We start from the raw sequence: 25,535 nt of genomic DNA, 5'->3' as shown, positions 1-25,535 counted from the left end.
GCCTTGGTGTCGGCGTTGTTTACGCGGCGACCTGCATCGCAGACCATTGCTCTTTATATGCTTTGATGATCGACCGAATGCCGGCGGGGACAACAATGACAAACATGATCGTCCATATGGCGAGCAGCCCGTGCCAGTCATTGAAGATATGATAGATCGGCGTACCGAATACCATCATTGACCCGGCTGCACCGTAAAATCGGTAACCGGCCCATTGATTGTATTTGGCCACTTTTGCGTTCGGGTGGTGCGCTATCGACGCGTAAACGAAGATCGATGCAGCGATCCAGATCATCAGCAAAGGTGCGATCAGCACAGCGATGATGCTGCCGAAATTAAACATTTGTGCTGCACGGCATGAATCCTTGCCTGAAATAATCAATTTTTCATCCACGTACTTATCCTCCTTGCCTGGATTAAAAATGCAATAGGGCGATCATCCGGCTTGTTCTGCGCGGTTACTGATCCTGATAGAAATCCGCCATCAGGCGGATTGATTCACCCATTGAGCTTGCCCTGGCCAGCCACGGTTCCGCTAACTCGCTTGGTAAATGATCCTGTAAAGTGGCTTTGAACAGCGTGAGCCAATCGTCGACCAGTTCCGCGGTGATGCCCAACGGGACGTGCTTATCGGCAACCCGGTATTTATCCGGCCGGTAGGTAGGGCCGCCCAGGCTAATCCACCAGAAATGGGCGAGGTGTCGTTTATGTTCATCCCAGTCCTGAACGATACTGAATGGCCTGGACAAGGTGGGGTGTTGCTGCACGCGCCCGTAGAAGTCATCCACTATGGCAGCGATTTTTACGCTGCCGATGGCAGCATATAAGTCACGCTGCCGGTTTTTGCCAAGAATGCTATCAGTCATGTCCGCTATTCCTCATGCAAATCAATAGTCCCCCTCGTTCAGACGCGAAGGAAACCGTCAGGATGGTCTGCCGTGTCGGTTGAAGCAAACCCAATAAAATGTATTGTATATACATCTTTAAGGATGTCAAACGAAATTCATTCGATTGGCGCTAAGCCAGCAAATGTACATCCGGCAAAGTGCGAGTGATATATTGGCATGAAATATGGATTTTCCAGTGATGGCGAATAAAACAGGTGCCATAATAAATAAGGCCTGCCATCAAGTTGATGAATTGCGATTTGCAATACACCCCGGATTTGATGCAGCGATGCGTTATCTCTTTGCGGATATGGGCGATGATGGACAACAATGAATTTCCTTACGGTCTGACAGTCGCCGAGGTGGAATCCAGGCAATTGGCCGAGGGCTGCAATGAACTGGCGGTCGATCAGGAACATGGTTTGCGCAGGACTGTGCTGGAAGTCGTTCGCGAGCCCATGTTTCTTCTGCTGCTGGGGGCGGGATCGATTTATGCGCTGCTGGGCGATGTGCATGAAGCGCTGATACTGCTTGGTTTCGTGTTCGTCATCATGAGTGTTACCGTGTTGCAGCAGCGCCGCACCGAACAGGCGCTGGCTGCTTTGCGTGATCTGGCCAGTCCGCGGGCGCTGGTGATTCGGGAAGGCAAGCCGATGCGTATCGCCGGACGGGAAGTCGTGCGCGACGATGTGCTGGTGCTGAGTGAAGGGGACAGAGTGCCTGCGGACGCACTGATCCTTACTGCGCATGAGCTGGCAGTCGACGAATCGCTGCTGACCGGGGAGTCGGTGGCCGTGGTCAAGACTGTGGCAACGGCAAAGCCCGGCCCGGCCAATCGCGTCTATGCCGGTACGCTGCTGACCAGCGGTCAGGGGCTGGCGCGCGTCACCGCTATCGGCACGGCGACAGAGTTGGGTCAAATCGGCAAATCCCTGCAAACCATCACCACCGAATCTTCGCCATTGCAGCGCGAAATCGGCGCGCTGACCAAGCGCCTGGCAATCATCGGCATCGGTTTGTGCGCGCTAGTCACCGCGCTCTTCGTATTATTTCGCGGGGGCTGGCTGGATGGCCTGCTCGCCGGCATTACGCTGGCGATGGGTATATTGCCGCAGGAATTCCCGGTGATCCTGATCATATTTCTGGCGCTCGGCGCACGCCGGATAGCGCGACAGCGGGTATTGACCCAGCGCCCCAGCGCCTCAGCGCCATTGAAACGCTGGGGAAAACCACTGTGCTGTGCGTCGACAAGACCGGCACGCTGACCCGGAATTGCATGGCAGTAGCGGCGCTGGCGGTAGGGGAGTCATGGCTGGACGTTGCCCGGTTCGAGCAGGACAGCACCGCCGAGCTGCCCGGGCAGTTTCATGAATTGCTCGAATACGCGGTGCTCGCCAGCGAGATTGAGCCGCACGATCCCATGGAACAGGCATTCCACCGTTTGGCACGGGCCTATCTGGCGAATACCGAACATCTGCATGCCGATTGGGAGCTGGCACACGAATACGAGCTGACGCCGAAGATGCTGGCGATGTCGCATTTGTGGCGCATTCCCGCGCACGCCCATCACGCCGTGGCAACCAAAGGTGCGCCGGAGGCGATAGCCGATCTGTGCCATCTTGCAGAGGCTGCGCGTGCGCAGGTCCTGCAACAGGCAGCAGCCATGGCCGATCGCGGTCTCAGGGTATTGGGAATCGCCAAGGCCGTGCATGCAGGGGACGAATGGCCTGCGATCCAGCATGATTTCGATTTCGAGTTGCTCGGACTGGTCGGGCTGGCAGACCCATTGCGGGTGGAAGTGCCTGCAGCCGTCGAGGAATGCCGGCGGGCGGGCATCCGCGTGGTGATGATAACAGGCGATCATCCGCGTACTGCGCTGGCGATTGCGGGCAGCGCAGGTATCGACAATACGCGCATATTGACGGGTGTGGAGCTGCAACAGCGCACATCCGCCAGTCTGGTTGCGCAGATGGCTGACACTTGCGTATTCGCGCGGGTGACGCCGCAACAAAAGCTGGCTGTCGTCGAGGCTTTGAAAGCGCAGGGCGAGATCGTGGCGATGACCGGCGATGGGGTGAATGATGCACCGGCACTCAAATCAGCCCATATCGGCATTGCGATGGGCAAGCGCGGCACTGACGTGGCGCGCGAAGCAGCCGCGCTGGTGCTGCTGGATGACGATTTCGGCGCCATCGTCAAGGCTGTCACGCTGGGCCGGCGGATTTATGCCAACTTGCGTCAGGCCATGATTTACACCCTGGCTGTGCATGTACCGATTATCGGCCTGTCCATTTTACCGTTGCTGTTCGGCTGGCCACTGGTGCTGGCGCCGATACATATCGCCTTCCTCGAGCTGGTGATCGACCCTGCCTGTTCGATCGTGTTCGAAGAGGAAGCGACTGACGATGAAGTGATGCGCCGTCCGCCGCGCAAGCCGACAGAGCGCTTGCTGACCGGGCGTCAGATAGTGCTGAGCATGCTGCTGGGGGGGGCAGCACGCTTGTGGTGATATCGCTTTACTGGGCAGCCCTTGCTGCCGGAATCGATACGGCACAGGCGCGCACCATGACTTTCGTCGCACTGATAACCGCCAATGCCGTCCTGATATTGAGTAGCCGTTCGCTGCTGCCCGGGCCGTGGCGGGCGTTACGCGGCGGCAATCGGGCCACCTGCTGGGTGCTGGCCGGTACGCTGCTTGCACTGGTTGTTGTCACCTGGGTACCGGCTGTTGCACAGGTATTTGCTTTTGCGCCGCTCGCCTGGGGATATTGGCTGACCGCATTCGGCATCGGGGCCGCCTCGTTCATTGTGTTTGAAAGCGTGAAATGGCGGGGATCCAGGGGAATGCCGTAGTTGTTTGCGGATTTCAGGCGGATTGCCAATCTCGGATAAACAGTTCGAACTGGTCGGCAGGCAAGGCCTGGCTGAAATAATAGCCTTGCACTTCATCGCAGCCCTGTTCGCGCAGGAAGGCCAATTGTCCTGCGGTTTCCACACCTTCCGCGATGGTCTGGAAGCCCAGGCTCTGGGCCATGCTGATGATGGCGACGACGATAGCCTTGTCTTCCGGGTCGCTGCCGATGTCGCGTACAAAGGACTGATCGATCTTGAGTTTGTAGACCTTGAATTTCTTGAGATAGTTGAGCGAGGAATAGCCAGTGCCGAAATCGTCGATCGACATGCGTATTCCGCGGCTGTCCAGGTTGTCCATCACCGCAATGGCTGCCAGCGGATCGTCCATGGCAACTCCTTCCGTCAGCTCCAGTTCCAGATACTGCGGCGGCAGCGCCGCCTCTTTGAGTATGGCCGTGACCAGCTCAGGCAAGCGTGAGTGACGGAACTGGATCGCGGAAAGATTCACCGCAACCATCATCGGCGCGATGCCTGCATTCATCCATGCTTTTAGCTGGTGTGTGGCGGTGCGCAATACCCACTCTCCGATTTGATAGATCTGGCCGCTGTCTTCTGCGATAGGGATGAATTCGGCGGGTGAAATCACGCCCAGTTCCGGATGATGCCAGCGCACCAGCGCTTCCGCACCAATAATCCGATTATCCTGCATGGATATTTGCGGCTGGTAATAAACTTTCAGCTGATTGCGCTCGAGCGCCCGGCGCAGCGCATTTTCCAGCGTCAGGGCGCGGGCCGAGCGTACCTGCATTTCGTTGGTAAAGTAGCAATGGCCGTTGCGACCGGCCTGTTTGGCGCGATACATCGCGACATCGGCTGCTTTGATCAGCGTATCGAAATCTGCGCCGTCTTCCGGGTACATGGCGATGCCGATGGATGAGGTAATGGTCAACTCGTGGCTGCCAAGATGGTAGGGCTGAGCAACCAGCGGGAGCAGCTTTTCCGCTACATTGGCAGCTTCACCGACACCGGTGTCGGGCAGGACGAAAATGAATTCGTCACCCCCCAAACGGGAAACGGTGTCTTCGTCGCGCATCACTGATTGCAGGCGGCGGGTTAGTGCGATCAGCAACTCATCGCCGATGCGGTGCCCCAGGTTATCGTTGATATTCTTGAAGTGATCGAGGTCGAGGAACAATACTGCCAGCGACGTACCGGTTCGTTGTGCGGCGCTGATTGCCTCGTGGGCACGCTTATCAAGCAACAGGCGGTTCGGCAGGTTGGTAAGCGGGTCGAAATGCGCGAGCTGGTGAATATGCGCTTCGGCCTGCTTGCGTTCGATTGCGATGGCGATGAAGTGCGCGGCCATTTCGATCAGCTGGATATCATGCTGACTGGGCAGGGCGGTGGTGTGATGATAGATCGCAAAAGTGCCCAGCACCTTATTATCCGCAGAGATAATGGGTTCCGACCAGCACGCATGCAGATCGGCTCGCTCTGCGATGGACTTATACTGTTCCCAGTAAGGATGGTGCGCAATATCTTCGATGATGGTGCGTTTGCCGGTGTAGGCGGCATTGCCGCAGGAGCCTATACCAGGCCCGATCTGTGTGCCTTCGATCGCTGCATTATAGAAATCGGGCAGGCTGGGGGCGGCGCCAATGTGCAGATGCTGTTTGTCTTCATCTAGCAGCAGGATGCTGCACAGGGTATCGGGTTTCAGGTTTTCCAGTCTCAGGGCGATTTTTTCCAGGATGAGCTTGAGCGGTGCATCGCTGGTGATATGTTCCAGCATGAAATTGCGTTGGATTTCCATGTGTTGTGCATGATGTTGTTCAGCCAGGCTAACAAATCCGGCAAGCGCATAATCAACATCCATGACCATTTCGATGAGCAGGCTTTGCGCTGCCGCATCAAAGGCGCCGGTTTTATCGCTATACATGGTTAGAGCGCCGATTGCTTTGCCGTTGCGGTGCAGAGGCAAGGCTGCCGAAGCCCCCCAGCCGTAATGCGTGCCCAGTTCATGCCAGGGTGCAGTGTGCGGGTCATGCTGAAAGTCCTGACACCAGAATGGCTTGTCGTCGCGTATTGCGGTGCCTGTCGGGCCGCGTCCATTGGGGTTGTCATGGGCTATCGTAATGTTGACATTTTCCAGATAATTGATGCCTTCGCCGTGGCTGGCAGCCACTTCAACCTGTTTGCTTGCATCATTCACCAGCCCTATCCAGGCCATTTTCATGCCGCCGAATTGCACTGCGACACGGCAGATTTGCGGAAATAGTTCAGCCTCGCTGGTGCTGCGGATGATGGTCTGGTTGCATTGGCTCAGGGCGGCATAGAGTTTGCTCAGGCGCAGTATTTTTGCTTCGGCTGTATTGCGCTCATGATTTAACCTGTTCAATTTGAGTTGCGTTGCTGCCAGCCAGCCCAGTATGCTGTTTTTCATGCCTGGCGCGATGGGGATGTGAGTAGAAAAATCGCCGTTTCCTAGGCGGTTGATATGCGCATAGAGCGTATCAACCGGGCTACCCAGTATTTGATGCAAGGCTCGATAAGTGCGCCATAGCATGTACAGCAAGACGATGCCTAACAGAATGAATATCACGCGTAACAGGGTGGCCGTGTTTCTGGTGTTTTGTACGGTTGCCAGTGTGCGTTGTTCCATCATTTGCTGAAATTCATTGATGGGACCCATGATGCCTGCCTTGGCTTGATAATATTGTGTACTCTGCAGTAATTTCAGCGCGTCTATATGAATGGTTCCGACAGGCTGCTTATCCGTATCTACCAGCTTCATTGCGGCGAATTCGGTACGAGTCAGCGCATTGGAATTCGTCTTGGCTTGCGCCAGCCTGTCAAATTCTGCATCGGTAAAACCCGCCTGCCGCATTAAATCCAGCAAGGCGATTTTCCGGTGGCTGCCGGGGCGCGGTCGCTGATTGTCGAGCGGCACCAGATCCCGGTAGATGTTCTCGTATGCGACCGGCCTTGCCAATTTGCCGTTACGAATATCGAGAATTTCCTGATAGCGCTGCTTGTAAACCGGTTCGCCGGTGACCGCATAGGCACGCGCCATGCGTGTGAGGTCGTCGGAAGACTGGCGCAGTTCGTCGGCCAGCAGGTAGGATTGCAGGCGCAATTCATTAGCACGGTCAATCCGTTTTTCAGCCTTTACATAGATTGTGAAAGTGACGGCAAGCAGCAGGTACATGCCTAGCGTTAACCATATATAACGGGAAAAAGGTGATGTGCGGAATGATGAAATCATGGCGAGACTATAGCATTATGCGTTATGGCTGTGTCGTCGTCCCACGTCGTTTTTGGTGACAAACTCCCTTATCCTGCGGTACTGCGCAGGGTTTCCCTCAGGTGCTAACCGGTATCGTCGTTCAGTTGCCGAGCATGAACCAGACGCCGGTTGCCGCTACCGTGGTACCGGATAACTGCAGCCACGGCAGTGCGCCATGTTTCATGTACTTGCCCAGCGCGATGCCGGTACCATGCAGAGCGGCGGTGGCCGCCATGAATCCCAGTGCGTAACCTGCCGGTGAAGCGGCCAGTGGTATTTCGGAGCCGTGCGCATACCCATGAAACAGCGCGAAAAGGCCTGCCAGTGTTGTCCCCGCTGCAATTGGCAGGCGCGCGGAAAATGCCACGAGCAAACCCAGTGCCAGCAAGGATGTCGCGATGCCGGTTTCGACCATGGGCAGTTGCATTCCTGCCAGAGCCAGCATGCCGCCCAGTGACATCATGCCGACAAATACCAGCGGTATCGCCCATAATGCCCGTCCGCCCAGCTGCGTGGCCCACATGCCGACGGCGAGCATGGCCAGCAGGTGATCGAGGCCGGTGAACGGATGGGCTACCCCGGCTTCAAATCCGGCGCCATGCATGCCGAGCAGATGCGCGGAGGCGGGCGCTGAAATCAGCGCAAGACTAATGGCCAGTACTGCTGAATTACGGTTATGCATGGTGATACTCCTATCGGACTTTAACCTTGATGAGTTCTTCGCCTGCCGGGTCGGTGACGTGTACCGCGCAGGCGATGCATGGATCGAAACTGTGGATGGTGCGCAGTATCTCTATGGGTTGCTTGGGGTCATGCAGCTGATGGCCTTTAAGCGCGGCTTCGTAGGGGCCTTCCTGACCTGCCGAGTCGCGCGGGCCGGCATTCCAGGTGCTGGGGACGACAGCCTGATAGTTGTCGATCTTGCCGTCCTTGATCACGATCCAGTGCGCCAGCGCGCCGCGTGGCGCTTCCATGTAGCCCACGCCCTTGGCGGTAGAAGGCCATTGCGATGGCTCCCACATCTTCTCATTAAAGGTTCTGACGTCGCCGGCCTTGATGTTGGCGATCAGGTTGTCGTACCAGGTCTGCATCGCATCGACAATGATCTTGGTTTCCAGGGTGCGCGCTGCGGTGCGACCTAATGTCGAGTAAAGCGCGGTAACCGGCAGGTCGAGTTTTTTCAGCGTCATGCCCACCAGTTCCTTGGTCTGTTCGTGGCCTTTTGCATATAACATCAGCACCCGTGCCAGCGGCCCGACTTCTACCGCATGGCCTTTCCAGCGTGGCGATTTGAGCCATGAGTAGGACTGGTCCACGTCCAGCTGGGCATAAGGCGGTTTGGGCCCCGTGTAGTTCAGCTCGGTTTCGCCGACGTAAGGATGCAGCCCCTTGTTTTTGCCGTCCTTGTAGTCGTACCAGGAGTGCGCGACGTATTCCTGGATCTGGTCGTCGGCATTGAGGTCGACAGCGTGGATGGTGGAGAGATCGCGGTTGAGGATGACGCCGGACGGGATCAGGAAGCTGCCGGGGTCGGACATGCCTTTTTCCGGGAAGTCGCCGTAGGTCATGAAGTTGCCGACACCTTCACCCTGCTTGAACCAGTCCTTGTAGAAACCGGCGATGGCCAGGGTGTCCGGCACATACACCTGATCGACGAAATCGCGCATCTGGTGGATGATGTCCTGCACTTTCTGCAGGCCGACGATGTTCAGCGAGGTAGCGCCCGAGCTGGCGCCCTGGTCTTCATGGCCGGGATGGATGCTGATCGCACAGGGCACGCCGCCGACGACAAAGTTGGGATGCGGATTCTTGCCGCCGAAGATAGTGTGCAACTGCGCCACATTGCGTTGCCAGGACAGCGCTTCCAGATAGTGGGCGACGGCCATCAGATTGGCTTCGGGCGGCAATTTGTAAGCAGGGTGGCCCCAGTAGCCGTTGGCGAAGATGCCCAGCTGGCCGCCTTCGACGAAGCCCTTGAGCTTTTTCTGCACGTCGGAAAAATAGCCGGGTGACGATTTGGCATAACCGGAAATGCTCTGCGCCAGTTCGGAAGTGGCTTTGGGATCGGCCTTGAGCGCGGAGACGACATCCACCCAGTCCAGCGCGTGCAGGTGATAGAAGTGCATGACATGGTCATGGACGAACTGCGCCGCGATCATCAGGTTGCGGATCAGCTGCGCGTTGGCCGGGATCTCGTATTTCAGCGCATCTTCCACCGCACGCACCGAGGCGATGCCGTGCACCAGCGTGCACACGCCGCAGATGCGCTGGGCGAAAGCCCAGGCATCGCGCGGGTCGCGGCCGCGCAGGATGATCTCGATACCGCGCACCATGGTGCCGGCACTGGAAGCACGGGTAATCATGCCATCGGCATCGGTTTCCGCCTCGATACGCAGATGGCCTTCGATACGGGTAATCGGGTCGATGATGACCCGGTTGACAGGTGCGTTCATTTATCCTCCAGATTGTCAGCGACCAGCTCCAGCAGGCTGAGCATGGTTTTGTCCCAGTGAAAGTGATCCTGGCCATCATCAAATGTCTGCCGGCAGTTGGAGCAGCTGGACACCAGCATCTCCGCACCGGTGTCATCCACCTGTTTCATTTTGATCTGGAATGCCTGATAACGGATAGGGTCGGCGCGGTGGATGGTGACCACGCCGCCACCGCCGCCGCAGCACCAGTTCAGGCCCTTGGTGTCGTGCATTTCGATGAGCTCAGCACCGAGGCCGTCGATGACCTCGCGCGGCGCCTCGATGGCACCGCCGCGCCGCGATACCTGGCATGGGTCGTGAAAGGTCAGCGTCTTGCCCAGCGGCTTGATTTTGAGCGCGCCGTTTTTGGTATTCTCGGCCAGAAATTCGGATATGTGCAGCACCCGGAATGGTAACGGTTTGCCGTAAATATTTGCGCCCTGCCAGCGCATCGCACCGTAGGCGTGGCCGCATTCGGGCAGTATCAGCAGTTTCGCACCGGCGGCGATGGTGGCGTCGATGAGCTTCATGCTCATGTCTTTTTGCCAGGCACTGTTGCCGGAGAGCATGCCGAAGTTGGTGGCTTCATAGCCATCGGTGCGGAATGTCCAGTTGAGCCCGAGGTGGTTGAGTATTTTCGCCGTGGCGACGATGGATTCCGGGTATTTCATGATTTCGATGGATGACATCGCGGCGATGACATCGGCCTGCGGCTTGTCGACGAAGATTTCGACCTCATTATCATCGGCCAGCCATTCGCAGCGTTCCTTGAACACCTTGGGCGTCGCGCCGAGCGGGCTGCCTTCGCGTTTGGCACGCTCCGCTACCGCCCACAGTTCATGCGGCACCAGTCCGGCCTGGTTCATGCCGTGACGCGCCAGCCCGACCAGCGATGCAATGTCGATACCCATCGGGCAGATCAGGGTGCAGCGTCCGCATAGGGTGCAACTGTCGTAGAGCAGCTCCTGCCATTCTTCCAGCTGTTCCACGGTGACTTTTTTCTTCAGGTTGAGCGCGCGGTAGATCGCGGCGAACGGCCCGGCTTCGCGCTTGTAGGCTTGCTTGAATGGTTCCAGTTTCCAGATCGGCGTGTATTTCGGGTCTTCGGTGGCCACGTAAAAGTGACAGGCTTCGGCACACATGCCGCAATGGATGCAGGATTCCATATAGGTGGCTGCGACAGCACCGAAATCCTTGACGAAATGACGCATCGCCGTTTCCACTCGCTGTGCGTCCGGCATGTCGCCCTGCTTGTCGTAACGCAGCTCGGGGTTTTTCACCGAAAAACGCGGCTGATCGAGTTCGAGTGGGTATGTGCTGTCAATATCCGCGGTGCTCATATCGATGCTCCCTTGCGTTCAAATAAGGCGCCGGTGCTGCCGCGCGACACGAAGACCAGCGCTGCATGCATGAGCTTGCCGAAAGGAAACCAGATCAGTAACACAGCGACCGACAGGATATGGATAGCCAGCAGCGTCTCGTAGCGTGCCCCCAGATGGGCCACCGCCAGCATGCCGGTAGCGACCGGGGTGAAGGTGACCAGCCAGCTGAAATAGTCGTCGAAATTGGACAGTAGCCGCAGCACCGGATGACTGAGGCGCCGCCCGAGCACGACGATGAGCGCGGCGATGGTGATAGCGCCGCTCAGGTAAACGACGGCATTGGGCAGGCCGGGCCAATCCAGCCCGGTGAGTCCCTTGAAAAACAGGATGTGGGGCGCGAAACCGAACACCACGATTGCCAGCCCGATATGGAAAATATAGCCCACGGCCTGACCGAAAATGGTACGTTGCCTGAACTCGCGGCGCGGCCAGGAACGGGTGATGATCAGTTTGACAGCACCCGGCCAGCTGCTGGCATGACGCGGTTCCGAGTAATCAGGGCGGCGTTTGAGCAACAGGATGCCGAGCAGGCGCCAGGCCATGCCAAAAGCAAAAATCGCAAAGGCCCAGGTCAGTGCCGGGCCACGGGCAAATTGCAGCAAGTCCATGTAAGAGCCTCTTTCAATAGGTTTCATACCTCGCGTTGAGTCAGGCTAGCGATGGATGCAAGGCGTGCGGCGCAGTGAATGGCAGTTCCATTCACAAGCCGGACAACGCTGCAGACGCGCTTGTCTGACTCAACCCGGAGGGCCTGTACTCTGTGGAGCGCATTACTGCGTTACTCGTCGCTTGTTTGGAATGCCAAACTGCGCAACTCGCGCCTTGTACTGCACTCCACAGAGTACAGGCGCGAGGTATGAAGCCTATTGAAAGCGGCTCTAATTCTCCTTGCTGATGTCGGCCTGGTGTTTGCGCGATATCACGGCGGCTGCCGCGCCTGCTGCGATACCGCCGATTGCGGCGGCAGCGATGACCCGGTTATTGGTTGCCAGCGGCATCGGTAAAGGCTTGTAGAAGCTGCCTTTGTCCCAGAAATTTGGTTCGGAGCAGCCCAGGCAGCCATGGCCGGACTCGATCGGGAAGCTGACGCCGCCGTTCCACTTTATCGTGGCGCAGGCATTGTAAGTGGTCGGGCCCTTGCAGCCGAGTTCATACAGGCACCAGCCATTGCGCGCGCCTTCGTCGTCAAAGGTCTTGGCGAACTTGCCCTGATCGTAGAATGGCCGCCGGTAGCAGCGGTCGTGGATGGTGTCGGCAAAGAACACTTTGGGTCGGTTGAGATGATCCAGTTCTGGCAGTTTGCCGTAGGTGACGAAATACGCCAGCACGCCGGCAATAACTGACGGGATGGGCGGACAGCCCGGCACATTCATGATTGGCTTGTCCTTGATGATGTCTGATACCGACACTGCGCCGGTGGGATTGGGGTTGGCATGGGGAATGCCGCCGTATGCAGAACAGGTACCCACAGCGACGATGGCCGCTGCGCCTTTGGCCGTTTCGACCAGCATGTCGTGGTTGGAAATGCCCGCCACCGTGGAATACACGCCGCCGTCCCTGGTCGGAATGGAGCCATCGACGATGAGCACGTATTTGCCCCAGGATGACTTCATCGTCTGTTCGCGCGCCGATTCTGCCGCTGTGCCCGAGGCGGCTTGCAGGGTGTGCTGATAATCCAGCGAGATCATCTCGAATATCATCTGTTCCAGCGTCGGATCGAAGGAGCGGGTCAGCGATTCGACGCAGCCGGTACATTCCTGAAACGACAGCCAGATCACCGACTGGCGCTGCGCACGTTTAAGCGCATCGGCCATCGCATAAGCGGCGCTGGGGGGCAGCGCCATCAGCGAGGCCATGGCCGTGCAGAATTTGAGAAAGGAACGACGGCTGATGCCGGAACGCGCCAGACCTGCGCCCAGAGTGTCGAATTCGTCCATTGCTACTCCCCTTGAATGCTATTCAGCTTGCGTTAACAGATCGCGCAGACGGACTAGCCCGTCGCGTATGTCTTCTTCCGGCGCTTTCAGTATTTCGGGAACTGCAGTGATTTCCAGGAGGTCGGCAACGATATCGCCTTCCGCATTGTAATAAGTCAGCCACCATACGCCGGGATAAAGCGTTTCACGTACCTCGGTATTGCCGATCACATTGATCTGCGCATGCACTTCGCCTTCGGCCAGCGTGCTGCGCAGCAATTCATAATCGGTCGGGGTCAGCGGCAGGCTATGCAGGTCGATTGCGCCCATCTCGCCGGAGGTCGTGTAGGTTTCCAGCAGCGCGACGATTTCATGCAGGATGGCGTCGGCATTGCCGGACAGGCCATCCTCCCCGGCAGGCAGCGGGTTGACCACTTTGACGCCGATATCGTTCAGGCCGCTCATGTGCGCCACGCTGCAATCAGGTCGAGGGTAAGGTTACAGGCTTGCGGAATGGCCTGCGCGACGGCTGCGGTGGGTGCATCGCCCCAATCCACGATGTCAGGCTGAATGCCGATCAGCGCACGCCGTTCCGGCAGGTGTCCGGCAAGATGCGCGACCGCCATCAGATCGAGCAGGCCGACTTCATGCACGCTGCGCTTGCGGTTGACGCCAAGGAAACTGTCCATGTCTGCGCCGACAAAAGCGCGTACCGTACCGGGAGCGCTGTCGAGCTCGGCAGCGTCGATGACAATGAGCTGGGTGGCGTCTTCGACATCGCCGGCAAGGGAAAAGCTGAGGGTGCCGCCATCCATGAATTCGACGTCGGCCAGGTCGGGATGATTCTGTGCGAGTGCGCGTATCGTGTGGACGCCCACGCCTTCGTCGCAGAGCAGGGTGTTGCCTATACCGAGCACCAGAGTAGTCATTGAAGTTATATCAGGTACGAGACTGTTTTAATACTAGCACGCCAAATTCAAATAACAACCAACTGAATTGGTAGGGTATTTTGGCCCGCCTGGTTGTAGTGGCGGAATTCCAATCCGGGTTTATACTATGCTGAACTAAGCGAGGTGCATCATGTGTCTAGCCATACCCATGCAAATAACCGCGATCGATGGTTTTGTTGCGCAAGCCGCTGCCAAGGGGGTGGCGCGCGAGGTCAGCCTGTTCCTGTTGCAGGATGAAATGCCTGCTGTAGGCGATTACGTGATGGTGCATGTGGGATACGCCATTCAGACCATGAGTGCTGCAGAGGCGCAGAGCGCATGGGAACTTTACGACGAAATGCTGGCGCTCGAGCCGGTTATCCACCGTGCATGAACTGGCAGTATGTCAGGCGCTGGTGGCTCAGTCGATCGACATAGCCCAGCAGCACGCGGCGCTCGGCGTTGCGGTAATCCGCCTGCATATCGGCCCGCTCTCGGGCGTGGAACCGGCGTTATTGCAGAGCGCTTTCCCGCTGGCAGCGGCGGGAACGCTGGCTGCGGCAGCGCAGCTGGTGATTACGCCGCAGCCGGTGCGGGTGCGCTGCAAGACGTGCGGCGCCGATAGTGAGGCGACGCCCAACCGCTTGCTGTGCGGGGTATGCGGGGATTACCATACCCAACTGGTCAGCGGCGACGAAATGCTGCTGGTCAATCTGGAATTGATCACATAACCAATCTCGTATAAGGATTTGCCATGTGCGATAGTTGCGGCTGCAACGTGACATCCGGTAACCGGCATCTGGCATACAAGCCGGTGAAGGCCGGTACCAGCGCGGTTTCCGTGTTGAAAAAGCTGCTGGCGCACAATGACGATCAGGCCGCGCACAATCGTGCGCACTTCGATGCCCGCGGCATCCTCACCATCAACCTGATGTCCTCCCCCGGCTCCGGCAAGACGGCCTTGCTGGAAGCGACCATCGATGCGCTCAAGGATGAATTTGGCCTGGCGGTGATCGAAGGCGATCTGGAAACGGAAAACGATGCCGCGCGCATCCGCGCCCGCGGCGTGCCGGCGCACCAGATCACCACCGGCAGCGCCTGCCATCTCGATGCGCACATGGTGCACGAGGCACTGCATCAGCTCGATCTCTCCGGAGTGGATATCCTGTTTGTCGAGAACGTCGGCAATCTGGTGTGTCCGGCAAGCTTCGATCTGGGGCAGCATCGCAATGTCACGCTGCTGTCAGTGACAGAAGGCGATGACAAGCCCGCCAAATACCCGGTCATGTTCCGCGCCGCCGATGCGGTGGTGCTGAGCAAGGTCGACCTGTTGCCGGTGCTGGACGATTTCGATCCTGCGCGGGCTGAGCTGTGTTTGCGCCAGCTGGCGAGTACGGTGCCGCTGCTGCCGGTGTCGGCCCGCAAGGGGCAGGGTATGACCGCCTGGTACGATTGGCTGCGCAGCGAGCTTGCCGCCCAGCGTGCGCGGGTAGCACTCGGAAAAACCGCCAAACCCTTTATCCAGCTTGACGGCGCCAGCCTTCACGCTCACGCCGAGGTCAGTGTATGAGCCACGACGCCGCTTACTGGTTGCAGAAAATCCGTGCGCTGGATTTGCCGGCGCGCGTCAAGATCATGAACGTGTGCGGCGGTCACGAGCGCTCGATCACGCTGGCCGGATTGCGCGGTGCTTTGCCGGACAATATTGAGCTGATCCCCGGCCCCGGCTGCCCGGTATGCGTGTGTCCGGAAGAGGACGTATACCAGGCGATACAGCTGGCTCTGAACGAAAAAATCATTCTGGTCGCGTTTGGCGACATGCTGCGGGTGCCGGTCAACGTACCCAGGAACGAGCCGCGTTCGCTGGATGCGGCGCGTGCGGCGGGCGCGGATATCCGTCCGATCGCCAGCCCTACCGAGGCGGTGCAGATAGCGCGCGATAACCCGGACATCGCGGTGGTGTTTTTCGCCGCCGGTTTCGAGACCACCACTGCGCCGGTGGCGGCGATGCTGGCCGCCGGCGTGCCATCGAATCTGTCGGTATTGTTGTCCGGGCGCCTTACCTGGCCCGCCGTGGCCATGTTGCTGGAGGCGGGCAAGCCGGGTTTCGATGCGCTCATTGCGCCCGGGCATGTGGCCACGGTCATGGGGCCGGAAGAATGGGATTTCGTCACTGCCAGGCACGGTCTGCCCGCCGCCGTGGCCGGATTCACGCCGGAATCGCTGCTGGCGGCGACCTATTCGGTATTGCGCCAATTACAGGGCGAACGGCCTTTTCTCGATAACTGCTATCCGCAACTTGTGCGTCCCGGCGGCAATGTCAGCGCGCGGCGACAGCTGGCGCAGACCATGGATGTGGTCGATGCCAACTGGCGCGGCGTGGGCGTGATTGCCGCTTCCGGTTTCGGTATCAAGCCGGCGCTGGCAGCGCATAATGCCAGATTGCGTTTTCCGGCTTACGACGACCCTGCACGCAAACGCGCCGGGGAAATGCCGCCGGGCTGCGATTGCGCCAAGGTCGTATTGGGCAGGATATACCCCGATCAGTGCCGTCTGTACGGCCGTGCCTGTACCCCGCGCTCGCCGGTGGGGCCGTGCATGGTGTCCGATGAAGGCGCGTGCCGTATCTGGTGGGCCAGCGGCATCCGGGAGGCAAAAGTCGCTTGAATCCTCTGCTTGCGATGCATTTTGTGGTGTCGGGCCGGGTGCAGGGCGTGGGATTCCGGCCTTTTGTATATCGTCTGGCTCAGCGTTTCGAGCTGAGCGGCTGGGTACAGAACCGGTTGGGGCTGGTGGAAATCGAGGTCGAAGGCAGCCCGCAACATCTGGCGGCTTTTGCTACGGCGTTGGTGGACGAAGCGCCGCCGCTGGCGCAGCCGCAGATACTCGGGCAGATGCAAACATCGGTCACCGGTGCCAGCGGTTTCGCCATCCGTCCCAGTGTCAGCGACGCGCGGCCCGATATTCATGTGCCGCCGGATTACTTCATTTGTGACGATTGTCTGGGCGAACTGTTCGACCCGCATGACCGCCGTTACCGTTACCCGTTCATCAACTGCACCCAGTGCGGCCCGCGCTATACGCTGATCGAAGCCTTGCCTTATGATCGCGCCGCGACCAGCATGCGCGATTTCGCACTGTGCCCGGCGTGCCGCGCCGAATATGACAACCCGCTGAACCGGCGTTTTCATGCCGAGCCGATAGCCTGCCCGCAGTGCGGTCCGCAATTATTGTTCAGGAACGACAGGCTGACGCTGGCCGGTGAAGGCGTATTGGCAGCTGCGGTCGCGGCGTTGCGTGTCGGCCAGATCGTGGCGGTGAAAGGCGTGGGCGGCTATCACCTGCTGTGCGATGCGCGTTCCGTTATTGCGGTATCGCGATTGCGTGAGCGCAAGGCGCGGCCGCACAAGCCGCTGGCGGTGATGTTCCCCAATCTGGCGAGCGTGCGGCATGCCGCTGAGATGACGGACGACGAAGCGGCTTTTCTGTCAAGTCCGCTGCGTCCGGTATTGCTGCTCCGACAGCGTGCCGATAGTCCGCTGTGCGTGCAAGTTGCGCCGGGACTGACGGAAATCGGTGTCCTGTTGCCGTATAGCCCGCTGCATCATTTGCTGCTGGCCGATTTCGCCGCGCCACTGGTGGCGACTTCCGCTAATATCAGCGGCGAACCGGTACTGACCGATAATGCCGAAGTGGAAGCCCGCCTCGCTGGAGTGGCCGATGCCTTTTTGCATCACGACCGGCCCATCGTGCGTCCCGCCGACGACCCGGTATTTCGTTTCAGCGCAGGCGCGCCGCGGCCACTGCGATTGGGACGCGGCTGCGCCCCCGTGGAGCTGAGCTTGCCGTTTGCGCTGGAGACGCCGCTGCTGGCCGTCGGCGGGCATACCAAAAACACCATCGCACTGGCCTGGGAGCGGCGCGTGGTGATTTCGCCGCACATCGGCGATCTGGGCTCGCAGCGGGCGATGGCGGTGTTCGAACAGGTCATTGCAGATTTGCAGAAGCTGTACAACGTCATGGCCAGTCGCGTGGTGTGCGATGCGCACAGCGGTTATGCCAGCAGCCGCTGGGCGCGTGCCAGCGGCCTGGCGCTGAACACGGTATTCCATCATCATGCCCATGCATCGGCATTGGCCGGGGAATATCCGGATATCAGCGATTGGCTGGTATTCACCTGGGACGGTGTGGGTTATGGCGAGGACGGCACGATGTGGGGCGGCGAAGCGTTGCTGGGCAAGCCCGGTAACTGGATGCGGGCAGCCAGCATGCGGCCGTTTTATCTGCCCGGCGGTGATGCGGTCGGACGCGAGCCATGGCGCGCTGCGGCAGCATTGGCATGGGAGACCGGCATAACCTGGCCGGATCTGCCCGCGAACAGCGAGCTGGTGCATACGGTTTGGCAGCGGCGCATGAATACGCAGCAGACTTCCGCGGTCGGACGTCTGTTCGATGCCGCTGCGGCGTTTACGGGACTGCTCAGCCATGCGAGTTACGAGGGGCAGGGGCCGATGTGGCTGGAGGCCATGTGCAGCAACAGCGCGGAAGATGCCATCGCATTGCCGCTGAATCGCGATGAGGAGGGCGTATGGCGCAGCGACTGGGCGCCGCTGGTGACGATGCTGACGGACGCCATGCTGAGCGCGCGCCGGCGGGCGGAGATATTCCATAACAGCCTCGCCCATGCGCTGCTGGCGCAGGTACGAGCGGTGCAGAGCACCCATTCGGTGCAATGCATCGGGCTGGCGGGCGGCGTGTTCCAGAATCGCCGGCTGACCGGGCTGGTTATTGATTTACTTACCGCGGCTGGCTTGCAGGTTCGATTGGCGCAACAGGTGCCCGTCAATGACGGCGGTATCAGCTTCGGCCAGATTGTGGAAATGGGGCATCGACATGACTGAAACGTATATCACGCTGGCACACGGCAATGGCGGCCGCTATATGCGCGAGCTGATCGAGGAGGTCTTTGCCCGCCATCTCGGTAACCCGCTGCTGGATGTCAATGCCGATGCGGCGCGATTGCCGTGGGATGCGGGCGAACTGATGTTTACCACCGACGGCTTTACGGTTCAGCCGCTGGAGTTTCCCGGCGGTGATATCGGCAGTCTGGCGGTGCATGGCACCGTCAACGATCTGGCAGTAGCGGGTGCGATACCGCGTTATCTATCGCTGAATGCGTTCATCGAGGAAGGTATGCCGCTGGCCCGGCTGGATCGCATCGTCGCCAGTCTGGCATGCGCTGCGAAGGCGGCGGGCGTAGCAGTAGCGGCGGGCGATACCAAAGTGGTGCGGCGCGGCGAGGGCGGCGGGCTGTATCTGGCGACGGCCGGCATCGGCGTGCGCGTACCGGGCATCGAACTCGGCATGCAGACTATCCAGCCGGGCGATGCGATCCTGGTGTCCGGGCCGGTAGGCGATCACGGTATCGCAGTGATGCTGGCGCGTGAGCAGTTCGGACTCAAGGGCGAGCTGGCCTCGGACAGTGCGAGCGTGTTGCCATTGACCAAAGCGTTGCTGGGCCTGCCGGGGCTGCGCTTCATGCGCGACCCGACGCGTGGCGGTCTGGCTACCGTCGCGCATGAAATCAGTCGCGCCACCGGGCTGCAGGCCAGTCTGCAGCAGGCCGACATCCCGGTGCGCGAGCAGGTGCAAGCAGTCTGTGAAATTCTGGGTTACGATCCCTATTATCTGGCCTGCGAAGGCCGGGTAGTGGCGATAGTGGCAGCAGCCGATGCGGCGCTGGCACTGGCTGCATGGCAGGCGTTGCCTGAGGGGCAGGATGCGGCGCTGATCGGTCACATGCAAGCGGGGCGGCCACAGGTGGTGCTGCATACGCCGCTGGGCGGTACGCGCATGCTGGACGAGCTCGAAGACGATCCCTTGCCGCGAATCTGTTAACAAGTATCCATAACAACGATAAAAATCAGGCAGATAGGATAGCTTTGCAGATTAATCGAGTTATGTGCGGCAGCATACAGAACAAATCAATTTATAAGCGGATGATGAATGCTCGAGGCCTTCCAGGCAGTTTTTGGTTACTGCGCTTCGATTCTTAAAACCGTAATTTATCAGGAGGTGGATAATGATTAATATACGACGTGCTTTACTTAAATTCATACTCGTCACCGCTACAACATTATCTCTGGGTGCAATTAGCAGTCAGGTGTATGCGGCAACCGCAGAAGATCTGAATCGGGATGCTGCCCAAGCCCTGCAAATCCTGTATAAGAGCAACCCGCTCGCAGAGGATATTTCGAAAAAGGCCAAAGCGGTGCTGGTTTTCCCCAACATAGTTAAAGCCGGGCTGGTATTCGGCGGAAGCTATGGCGAGGGGGTGCTGTTCAAGGGTTCGCGAGTCGACGGTTACTATAATTCGGTTTCGGCATCATGGGGTTTGCAGGCAGGTGCCCAGTCATACGGCTATGCGGTCTTTCTCATGAACGACAAAGCGGTGAAATATCTCGCGAAAACCAAAGGCTGGGAAATCGGCGTGGGGCCGACGGTGGTCGTGGTGAATGAAGGTATCGCCAAGAATCTGTCAACGTCGACATTGAAAGACGATGCTTACGCCTTTATCTTCGATCAGCAGGGATTGATGGCCAGCCTCAGTATCGAAGGTACCAAAATTTCCCATATCAAGCGTTAATACCGGAACGGCCCCTGAAACCCGGCTTGAAATAAGCCGTCAGGGGCCGTTTTTGTCCTGCATCTACCGCTTGATAATGCCTGGTCCGGTTATGACTGAGGTGTGTATTCCGTCACCCATGCCTTGAGTTTCTGCTTTACTTCGGCTTCACTGATGATGCTGTCCTGAGTGAGCCATTCCACTGCAAGGGCCAGCCAGGCATCGTCCACCAGACGGGCCTGAGCGATACGCAGTTTGGGATGCGGGGTAGGCAGGGTGTGTTCGTCGTCGGCGAGCAATTCTTCATACAGCTTTTCGCCCGGGCGCAAGCCGGAATAGACGATTTTGATGTCGTTCTCGCTGAATCCGGAGAGGCGGATCATGTCGCGGGCGAGGTCGGCGATTTTCACCGGCTCGCCCATATCCAGTACGAAAATTTCGCCGCCGTCACCCATCAGGCCGGCTTGCAGCACCAGCTGGCAGGCTTCGGGGATGGACATGAAGTAGCGGGTGATATCCGGATGGGTGACCGTAATTGGTCCGCCGTGGGCAATCTGTTCCTGGAATTTCGGAATGACGCTGCCGGAACTGCCGAGTACATTGCCGAAGCGCACCGCAACGAAGCGCGTGCGCGGGGTGTCTGCGGGCGTTGCATGCAGGCTCTGGCACACCATTTCTGCCAGACGTTTCGATGCGCCCATGACATTGGTGGGGTTGACGGCCTTGTCGGTGGAAATGAGCACGAATTTGGCGACGCCATGACGCTGTGCCGCGCTGGCCAGGGTATAGGTGCCGAGCACGTTGTTGCGCATGGCTTGCCAGGCATTGCTTTGTTCCATCAGCGGCACATGCTTGTAGGCCGCGGCATGAAAGATAATGGCAGGATGGTGTTGGCTTAGCAGATTGTCGACGACCGCACGATGCTTGACGTCGCCGATTGCGCACAGGATTTTTACTGCGGGGAAATTGGTGGTGAATTCCTGTTCGATTTTGTACAGGGCGAATTCGCTCATTTCAAACAGAATCAGCAGCTTGGGCTGGAAGTGAGCGATCTGGCGGGCGAGTTCCGAGCCTATCGAGCCACCGGCACCGCTCACCAGCACCACCTGATCGGTAAGCAAGCCATGCAGACCGGCATCGTCGAGCTGCACCGGGTCACGCCCCAATAAATCATCCAGTTCTATTTTGCGTAACGCGGATACTGTCACCTTGCCGCTCGCCAGGTCGTCAAAGGCGGGTACCGTCAGTGCATTGACGCCGGCATCGGCACAAATCTGTGCGGCATGACGACGCACGCTGTGGCCGGCTGATGGCATCGCGATGACGGCGTGCTTGACGTCGAGTTTCGCAGCGTGGACTGGCAGGCTATCGAGCTTGCCCAAGACGGGAATGCCATATAAATCGCGGCTCTGCTTGGTGGGCATGTCATCCAGCAAGCCCACGACACGCCACTCGTTACTGTACGCCAGTTCGCGCACCAGCGAAGCCGCAGCCCCGCCTGCCCCCAATATAATCAGCGGATTACGGTCGCTGCAGAGTGAACCGAAACGATGTTCTTTCCATGCCCGGTACAGCAGGCGACTGCCGCCCATGATGAGCAGCAGCAATAGCGGATCCAGCACCAATACCGAGCGCGGCACGATGGCTTTGATTTGGAACATGAATAATGCCAGCGGAATCAGCAATGCTGCCACGCCTACCGCTGCCAGTATGCGCTGCAGATCCGGCAGGCTGGCAAAACGCCATATCCCCCGATACAGGCCGAAGCGCCAGAATGCAAGCGCCTGCACCGGTACTACCCAGGCCAGCGTACTCATTGCACTGGGCCAGTATTCGGCCGGAATGCTCAGGTTGAAGCGCAGCCAGTAGGCTAGCAGCCAGGCCAGGCCGGCTGCGATGATGTCGTGTGCAATGGCAAGCGCAATGCGCGAGTTGAATCGGGAGACCATGTGTGGCTTATATGACCATTATGAGTATCAATGGCCGGATTATACCGCGATTTAACGTCCGCGCCCGCCGCTGCGATGCGGGCTGCTCGGGGCTCGTGCCGCCGGTTTGGCTGCGGTACGATTGCCGGCGTTGCCTGCAGCAGGGCGGCGGTTCTGACCACTCTGATTGCCGCCGCGTTGGCTGCCATTCAGTATCGGTTCGGCCTTGATGCGCGGGTCGACTTCGAAGCCGGGGAATACTTCGGCGATGATCTGGGTCTTGGTCAGGCGTTCGATGGCAGTGAGCAGCTTGAGTTCGTCGACGCACACCAGCGAGGTGGCTTCGCCTTCGCTGCCTGCACGTCCGGTCCGGCCGATGCGGTGCACATAATCTTCAGCGACGTTGGGCAGTTCGAAGTTGACGACGTGCGGCAGTTCGCTGATGTCGATACCGCGCGCAGCGATGTCGGTCGCCACCAGCACCTGCAGAGTGCCGTCCTTGAATGTTTTCAGCGCACGGGTACGCGCGGCCTGGCTCTTGTTGCCGTGGATCGCCATCGCGGGGATGCCGTCCTTGTCGAGGTTTTCGGCCAGGCGGTTCGCCGCGTGTTTGGTGCGGGTGAATACCAGTACCTGAAACCAGTTGTTATCCTTGATCAGTTTGGTGAGCAGCTCGCGCTTGCGCTCACGGTCGACAGCGTAGGCTCTTTGAGCGATGAGTGTATTGGTGGCGTTGCGGCGTGCCACTTCGATAGTGGCGGGCTTGATCAGCAGGCTGTCTGCCAGCGTTTTGATCTCATCCGAGAACGTCGCCGAGAACAGCAATGTCTGGCGTTGTTTGGGGATGAGCGCCATGACTTTCTTGATGTCGCGGATGAAACCCATGTCGAGCATGCGGTCGGCTTCGTCCAGCACCAGGATCTCGACTTGCGACAGATCGACGGTCTTTTGCTGGGCGTGGTCGAGCAGTCGTCCCGGCGTTGCCACCAGAATATCGACACGGCCGCGCAGTTTCTGTATCTGCGGATTGATATTGACGCCGCCGAACATCATCATTGAATTGAGCGGCAGGTATTTGCCGTATTCGCGTACGCTTTCTTCGACCTGGGCCGCAAGTTCGCGGGTCGGGGTCAGGATCAGCGCACGGATCGGTGCGCGGCCGGCAGCTTTGGCTGGCGTAGTGGACAAGCGGTGCAATATCGGCAATACAAATCCGGCGGTCTTGCCGGTGCCGGTCTGGGCGCCGCCCAGCAGATCGCCGCCGTTAAGGACGACGGGAATGGCTTGCGCCTGAATAGGGGTAGGTTCGGTATAACCGCGCTCAGTAACAGCGCGAACGATGGCTTCGGACAAGCCCAGGGTAGCAAAAGACATAAATTTCCTGAAAAACAGATCGGCCTGTCGTTACGTTGTGCGTAACGCCAGTCTAGGGCAGGCAGATGAAGAGAATAAACCAGAATCGTTACACGAGGACTGGAGCATGCATAACGAGAGCGCGCATTGTAACAGAAAGCCGGGACAGAATAATAAAATCATGCAGTGTCAGTGGAATTGGCGTCGCACATGGCGCGATTACATAAGACGGATATTCTGATTGAAGCAGACCTTGACGGTAGTTAAGGCATGATCTACGCTGATGAAGACGCTGAAGAAGTCTATAAAAATAATAACTTGCCGAACAACAGTTTAAAAATCACGATTATAAAGGGGAGCACCGTATGTGTTACAAAACCGCTAATGTTATTTGTATTGCAATGCTGGGTTTGATGGCCCCGCCTTCCGCAAATGCCGAACTGGTTCGCGGGGCGATTTTGCAAGATACGCATAAATCATGGGAAGTCGATAATAGGCCGACCGGCAAGGGCTGGGGAGAAAAGCCGCCAGCCGGGCAGGGTTATGCAGTAGCGACCGGCAGGAAAAAGCAGGGCGCCAACGGCATCAATTATCACGGCGGTCCGCTAATACTGGGCACGACGAATGTTTATTATATCTGGTACGGCAACTGGGCCGGCAATACCGCGACCAGCATATTGCCCGATCTGGCGACCGGTTTGAGCGGATCGCCCTATTACAATATCAACACTACTTATTACAACGGCAGCTCGGTTGCAGTAACCAATGCGACGCTGTTCAAGCAAAGCGTAACCGATAACTATTCACATGGCACTGCGCTGGCTGATGCCGATGTGACCGCGGTGGTGAGCAACGCCATCACCAGCGGCGCCTTGCCGGCAGATCCCAATGCAGTCTATTTTGTCCTGACCTCCGCTGACGTCAATGAGACTTCCGGTTTTTGTACTTCCTACTGCGGATGGCATACCCATGGTTCGATAGCGGGCCAGGATATCAAATATTCATTCGTGGGCAATCCTGATCGCTGCCCGAGTGCGTGTGAAGCGCAAACCACCAGTCCTAACGGGAATGCGGGGGCGGATGGCATGGCCAGCGTGCTTGCTCATGAGCTGGAAGAGGCGGTGACGGATCCTGATCTGAATGCCTGGTATGACACGTTGGGACAGGAAAACGCTGATAAATGCGCGTGGAAATTCGGCACCACCTATACCGTCAGCAATGGCTCGCAAGCCAATATGAAGCTGGGCGCGCGCGATTTTCTGATTCAGCAGAACTGGCTTAATGCTTCGGGCGGCTTGTGCACATTAGCGTATTAGCGCGCATTGGCGCTTATGCTGGGGAATGCATGCGGTCGGGCCATAAGGTGGTTGCAATGAAAAAATACGTTTCATTATTGGCGATACTTGCGGTCGCCTTGTCGAGCACAGCGACGTTTGCTGCGCAACCCGGTGGTGTGCAGGTTTCCATCCCCACAGTCACGCGGCTGGTAAAGATCTTCAGCGGGCTTGAATGTGATCTGGACCAGCATATCCGCAAGGGCGATGGCGGTACCATAGACACACTGCTGGCTGACGATTTCGAAATGCGGGTGGGCGCCATGCCCGGCAACCCGATACCGCGTGCGCAATGGTTAGATCGATATCGGTCTGATAATCGCGGTACTGCAGCTTGCGATATCCGGCAAATGGCAGTGCATGATTACGACGTCGTCGCTGTCGTCAGTTTCCTGCTGAAACAGGATAAGGCTAAAAAGGCGTCGGGTGATATCTACATGGTGGACGTCTGGAAGAAATCCGGAGAGGGCTGGAAACTCGCTGTGCGCTATGCCAGCCCGGCCGGCAGCGCTCATTTCCTCATACCGGGTGCGGCGACGGATGCGCCGCACATCGACAAGCGTTACTGATT

General features: G+C 58.5%; 25 protein-coding genes. 13 read left to right on the top strand and 12 right to left on the bottom strand.

Features of this window, described 5'->3' with window-relative positions; translation table 11 throughout:
* Positions 1-19: 19 nt before the first annotated feature.
* Positions 20-394, bottom strand: a complete 375-nt coding sequence (locus CAP31_RS12005) for a hypothetical protein (RefSeq protein ID WP_223247277.1) — start codon at positions 392-394, stop codon at positions 20-22.
* 64 nt (positions 395-458) lie between these two features.
* Positions 459-866: a truncated hemoglobin gene (locus tag CAP31_RS12000; protein ID WP_087447748.1), complete on the bottom strand. Its 408-nt coding sequence runs from the start codon at positions 864-866 to the stop codon at positions 459-461.
* 220 nt (positions 867-1,086) lie between these two features.
* Here CAP31_RS12000 and CAP31_RS15185 point away from each other — a divergent pair, with 220 nt between their 5' ends.
* Genes CAP31_RS15185 through CAP31_RS15180 form a run of 4 tightly spaced genes read left to right on the top strand, consistent with a single transcriptional unit; the run spans position 1,087 to position 3,740 of the window.
* Entirely contained in the window at positions 1,087-1,221 is a 135-nt protein-coding gene (locus CAP31_RS15185) for a hypothetical protein (protein WP_255377110.1), read from the top strand.
* Positions 1,205-2,152, top strand: a complete 948-nt coding sequence (locus CAP31_RS15090) for an HAD-IC family P-type ATPase (RefSeq protein ID WP_223247276.1) — start codon at positions 1,205-1,207, stop codon at positions 2,150-2,152. Before CAP31_RS15185 ends, CAP31_RS15090 begins: the two co-directional genes overlap by 17 nt.
* Positions 2,122-3,396, top strand: coding sequence for an HAD-IC family P-type ATPase (locus tag CAP31_RS15085; RefSeq protein ID WP_255377109.1), 1,275 nt, complete (start codon positions 2,122-2,124; stop codon positions 3,394-3,396). Before CAP31_RS15090 ends, CAP31_RS15085 begins: the two co-directional genes overlap by 31 nt.
* On the top strand, positions 3,390-3,740 hold the full coding sequence (locus tag CAP31_RS15180; RefSeq protein WP_255377108.1) for a cation transporting ATPase C-terminal domain-containing protein: 351 nt from the start codon (positions 3,390-3,392) through the stop codon (positions 3,738-3,740). The genes CAP31_RS15085 and CAP31_RS15180 overlap by 7 nt, the downstream gene beginning before the upstream one ends.
* Positions 3,741-3,753: 13 nt before the next feature.
* Here CAP31_RS15180 and CAP31_RS11985 read toward each other — a convergent pair whose 3' ends face one another.
* From CAP31_RS11985 to CAP31_RS11950, 8 genes are all read right to left on the bottom strand, one after another.
* Positions 3,754-7,005 carry an EAL domain-containing protein gene (locus tag CAP31_RS11985; protein WP_189836618.1) on the bottom strand — a complete coding sequence of 1,084 codons (3,252 nt, stop codon included), beginning with the start codon at positions 7,003-7,005 and terminating at the stop codon, positions 3,754-3,756.
* 121 nt (positions 7,006-7,126) lie between these two features.
* Complete coding sequence (locus CAP31_RS11980; protein WP_087447745.1) at positions 7,127-7,708, bottom strand: HupE/UreJ family protein; 582 nt, start codon at positions 7,706-7,708, stop codon at positions 7,127-7,129.
* Between the two features lie 10 nt (positions 7,709-7,718).
* Positions 7,719-9,479, bottom strand: a complete 1,761-nt coding sequence (locus CAP31_RS11975; protein WP_087447744.1) for a nickel-dependent hydrogenase large subunit — start codon at positions 9,477-9,479, stop codon at positions 7,719-7,721.
* Positions 9,476-10,837 (bottom strand): (Fe-S)-binding protein, encoded by a 1,362-nt coding sequence (locus CAP31_RS11970; protein ID WP_087447743.1) that lies wholly within the window; start codon positions 10,835-10,837, stop codon positions 9,476-9,478. The genes CAP31_RS11975 and CAP31_RS11970 overlap by 4 nt, the downstream gene beginning before the upstream one ends.
* Positions 10,834-11,487: a nitrate reductase gene (locus CAP31_RS11965; protein WP_087447742.1), complete on the bottom strand. Its 654-nt coding sequence runs from the start codon at positions 11,485-11,487 to the stop codon at positions 10,834-10,836. Before CAP31_RS11965 ends, CAP31_RS11970 begins: the two co-directional genes overlap by 4 nt.
* 270 nt (positions 11,488-11,757) lie before the next feature.
* Positions 11,758-12,816, bottom strand: a complete 1,059-nt coding sequence (locus CAP31_RS11960) for a hydrogenase small subunit (RefSeq protein WP_087447741.1) — start codon at positions 12,814-12,816, stop codon at positions 11,758-11,760.
* 18 nt (positions 12,817-12,834) lie between these two features.
* On the bottom strand, positions 12,835-13,260 hold the full coding sequence (locus CAP31_RS11955) for a hydrogenase expression/formation C-terminal domain-containing protein (protein ID WP_087447740.1): 426 nt from the start codon (positions 13,258-13,260) through the stop codon (positions 12,835-12,837).
* A complete protein-coding gene (locus CAP31_RS11950; protein ID WP_087447739.1) occupies positions 13,257-13,724 on the bottom strand; it encodes a HyaD/HybD family hydrogenase maturation endopeptidase in 468 nt (155 codons plus the stop codon). The genes CAP31_RS11955 and CAP31_RS11950 overlap by 4 nt, the downstream gene beginning before the upstream one ends.
* Before the next feature lie 151 nt (positions 13,725-13,875).
* On the opposite strand from CAP31_RS11950, the gene CAP31_RS11945 reads away from it, so the two are divergent.
* The 7 genes from CAP31_RS11945 (at position 13,876) to CAP31_RS11915 (ending at position 20,370) form a co-directional block, all read left to right on the top strand.
* Complete coding sequence (locus tag CAP31_RS11945) at positions 13,876-14,118, top strand: HypC/HybG/HupF family hydrogenase formation chaperone (protein ID WP_087447738.1); 243 nt, start codon at positions 13,876-13,878, stop codon at positions 14,116-14,118.
* Positions 14,111-14,455, top strand: a complete 345-nt coding sequence (locus CAP31_RS11940) for a hydrogenase maturation nickel metallochaperone HypA (protein WP_087447737.1) — start codon at positions 14,111-14,113, stop codon at positions 14,453-14,455. The genes CAP31_RS11945 and CAP31_RS11940 overlap by 8 nt, the downstream gene beginning before the upstream one ends.
* Before the next feature lie 23 nt (positions 14,456-14,478).
* The gene (gene hypB / locus CAP31_RS11935) at positions 14,479-15,294 is read left to right on the top strand and encodes a hydrogenase nickel incorporation protein HypB (RefSeq protein WP_087447736.1); all 816 of its coding nucleotides are present in this window, start codon (positions 14,479-14,481) and stop codon (positions 15,292-15,294) included.
* Positions 15,291-16,391 carry a hydrogenase formation protein HypD gene (gene hypD / locus CAP31_RS11930; protein ID WP_087447735.1) on the top strand — a complete coding sequence of 367 codons (1,101 nt, stop codon included), beginning with the start codon at positions 15,291-15,293 and terminating at the stop codon, positions 16,389-16,391. Before hypB ends, hypD begins: the two co-directional genes overlap by 4 nt.
* Positions 16,388-18,625, top strand: a complete 2,238-nt coding sequence (gene hypF / locus CAP31_RS11925; RefSeq protein WP_223247275.1) for a carbamoyltransferase HypF — start codon at positions 16,388-16,390, stop codon at positions 18,623-18,625. Before hypD ends, hypF begins: the two co-directional genes overlap by 4 nt.
* On the top strand, positions 18,618-19,622 hold the full coding sequence (gene hypE / locus CAP31_RS11920; RefSeq protein ID WP_087447734.1) for a hydrogenase expression/formation protein HypE: 1,005 nt from the start codon (positions 18,618-18,620) through the stop codon (positions 19,620-19,622). Before hypF ends, hypE begins: the two co-directional genes overlap by 8 nt.
* Positions 19,623-19,806: 184 nt before the next feature.
* Positions 19,807-20,370, top strand: a complete 564-nt coding sequence (locus CAP31_RS11915) for a YSC84-related protein (RefSeq protein ID WP_087447733.1) — start codon at positions 19,807-19,809, stop codon at positions 20,368-20,370.
* 89 nt (positions 20,371-20,459) lie between these two features.
* On the opposite strand, the gene CAP31_RS11910 is transcribed toward CAP31_RS11915, so the two are convergent.
* Positions 20,460-22,298, bottom strand: a complete 1,839-nt coding sequence (locus CAP31_RS11910) for a nucleoside-diphosphate sugar epimerase/dehydratase (protein WP_087447732.1) — start codon at positions 22,296-22,298, stop codon at positions 20,460-20,462.
* Between the two features lie 51 nt (positions 22,299-22,349).
* Positions 22,350-23,651, bottom strand: a complete 1,302-nt coding sequence (locus CAP31_RS11905; protein ID WP_087447731.1) for a DEAD/DEAH box helicase — start codon at positions 23,649-23,651, stop codon at positions 22,350-22,352.
* Between the two features lie 344 nt (positions 23,652-23,995).
* Here CAP31_RS11905 and CAP31_RS11900 point away from each other — a divergent pair, with 344 nt between their 5' ends.
* Both CAP31_RS11900 and CAP31_RS11895 read left to right on the top strand, forming a co-directional pair.
* On the top strand, positions 23,996-24,946 hold the full coding sequence (locus tag CAP31_RS11900) for a hypothetical protein (RefSeq protein ID WP_087447730.1): 951 nt from the start codon (positions 23,996-23,998) through the stop codon (positions 24,944-24,946).
* Positions 24,947-25,002: 56 nt separating this feature from the next.
* Positions 25,003-25,533, top strand: coding sequence for a nuclear transport factor 2 family protein (locus CAP31_RS11895; protein WP_157662745.1), 531 nt, complete (start codon positions 25,003-25,005; stop codon positions 25,531-25,533).
* Positions 25,534-25,535 lie beyond the last annotated feature (2 nt).

It is taken from the genome of Sulfuriferula sp. AH1 (assembly GCF_002162035.1).
Lineage (GTDB): Bacteria > Pseudomonadota > Gammaproteobacteria > Burkholderiales > Sulfuriferulaceae > Sulfuriferula.
Note: the sequence above shows the minus strand (reverse complement) of the source record. Positions and strands in the feature narration are given on the sequence as shown.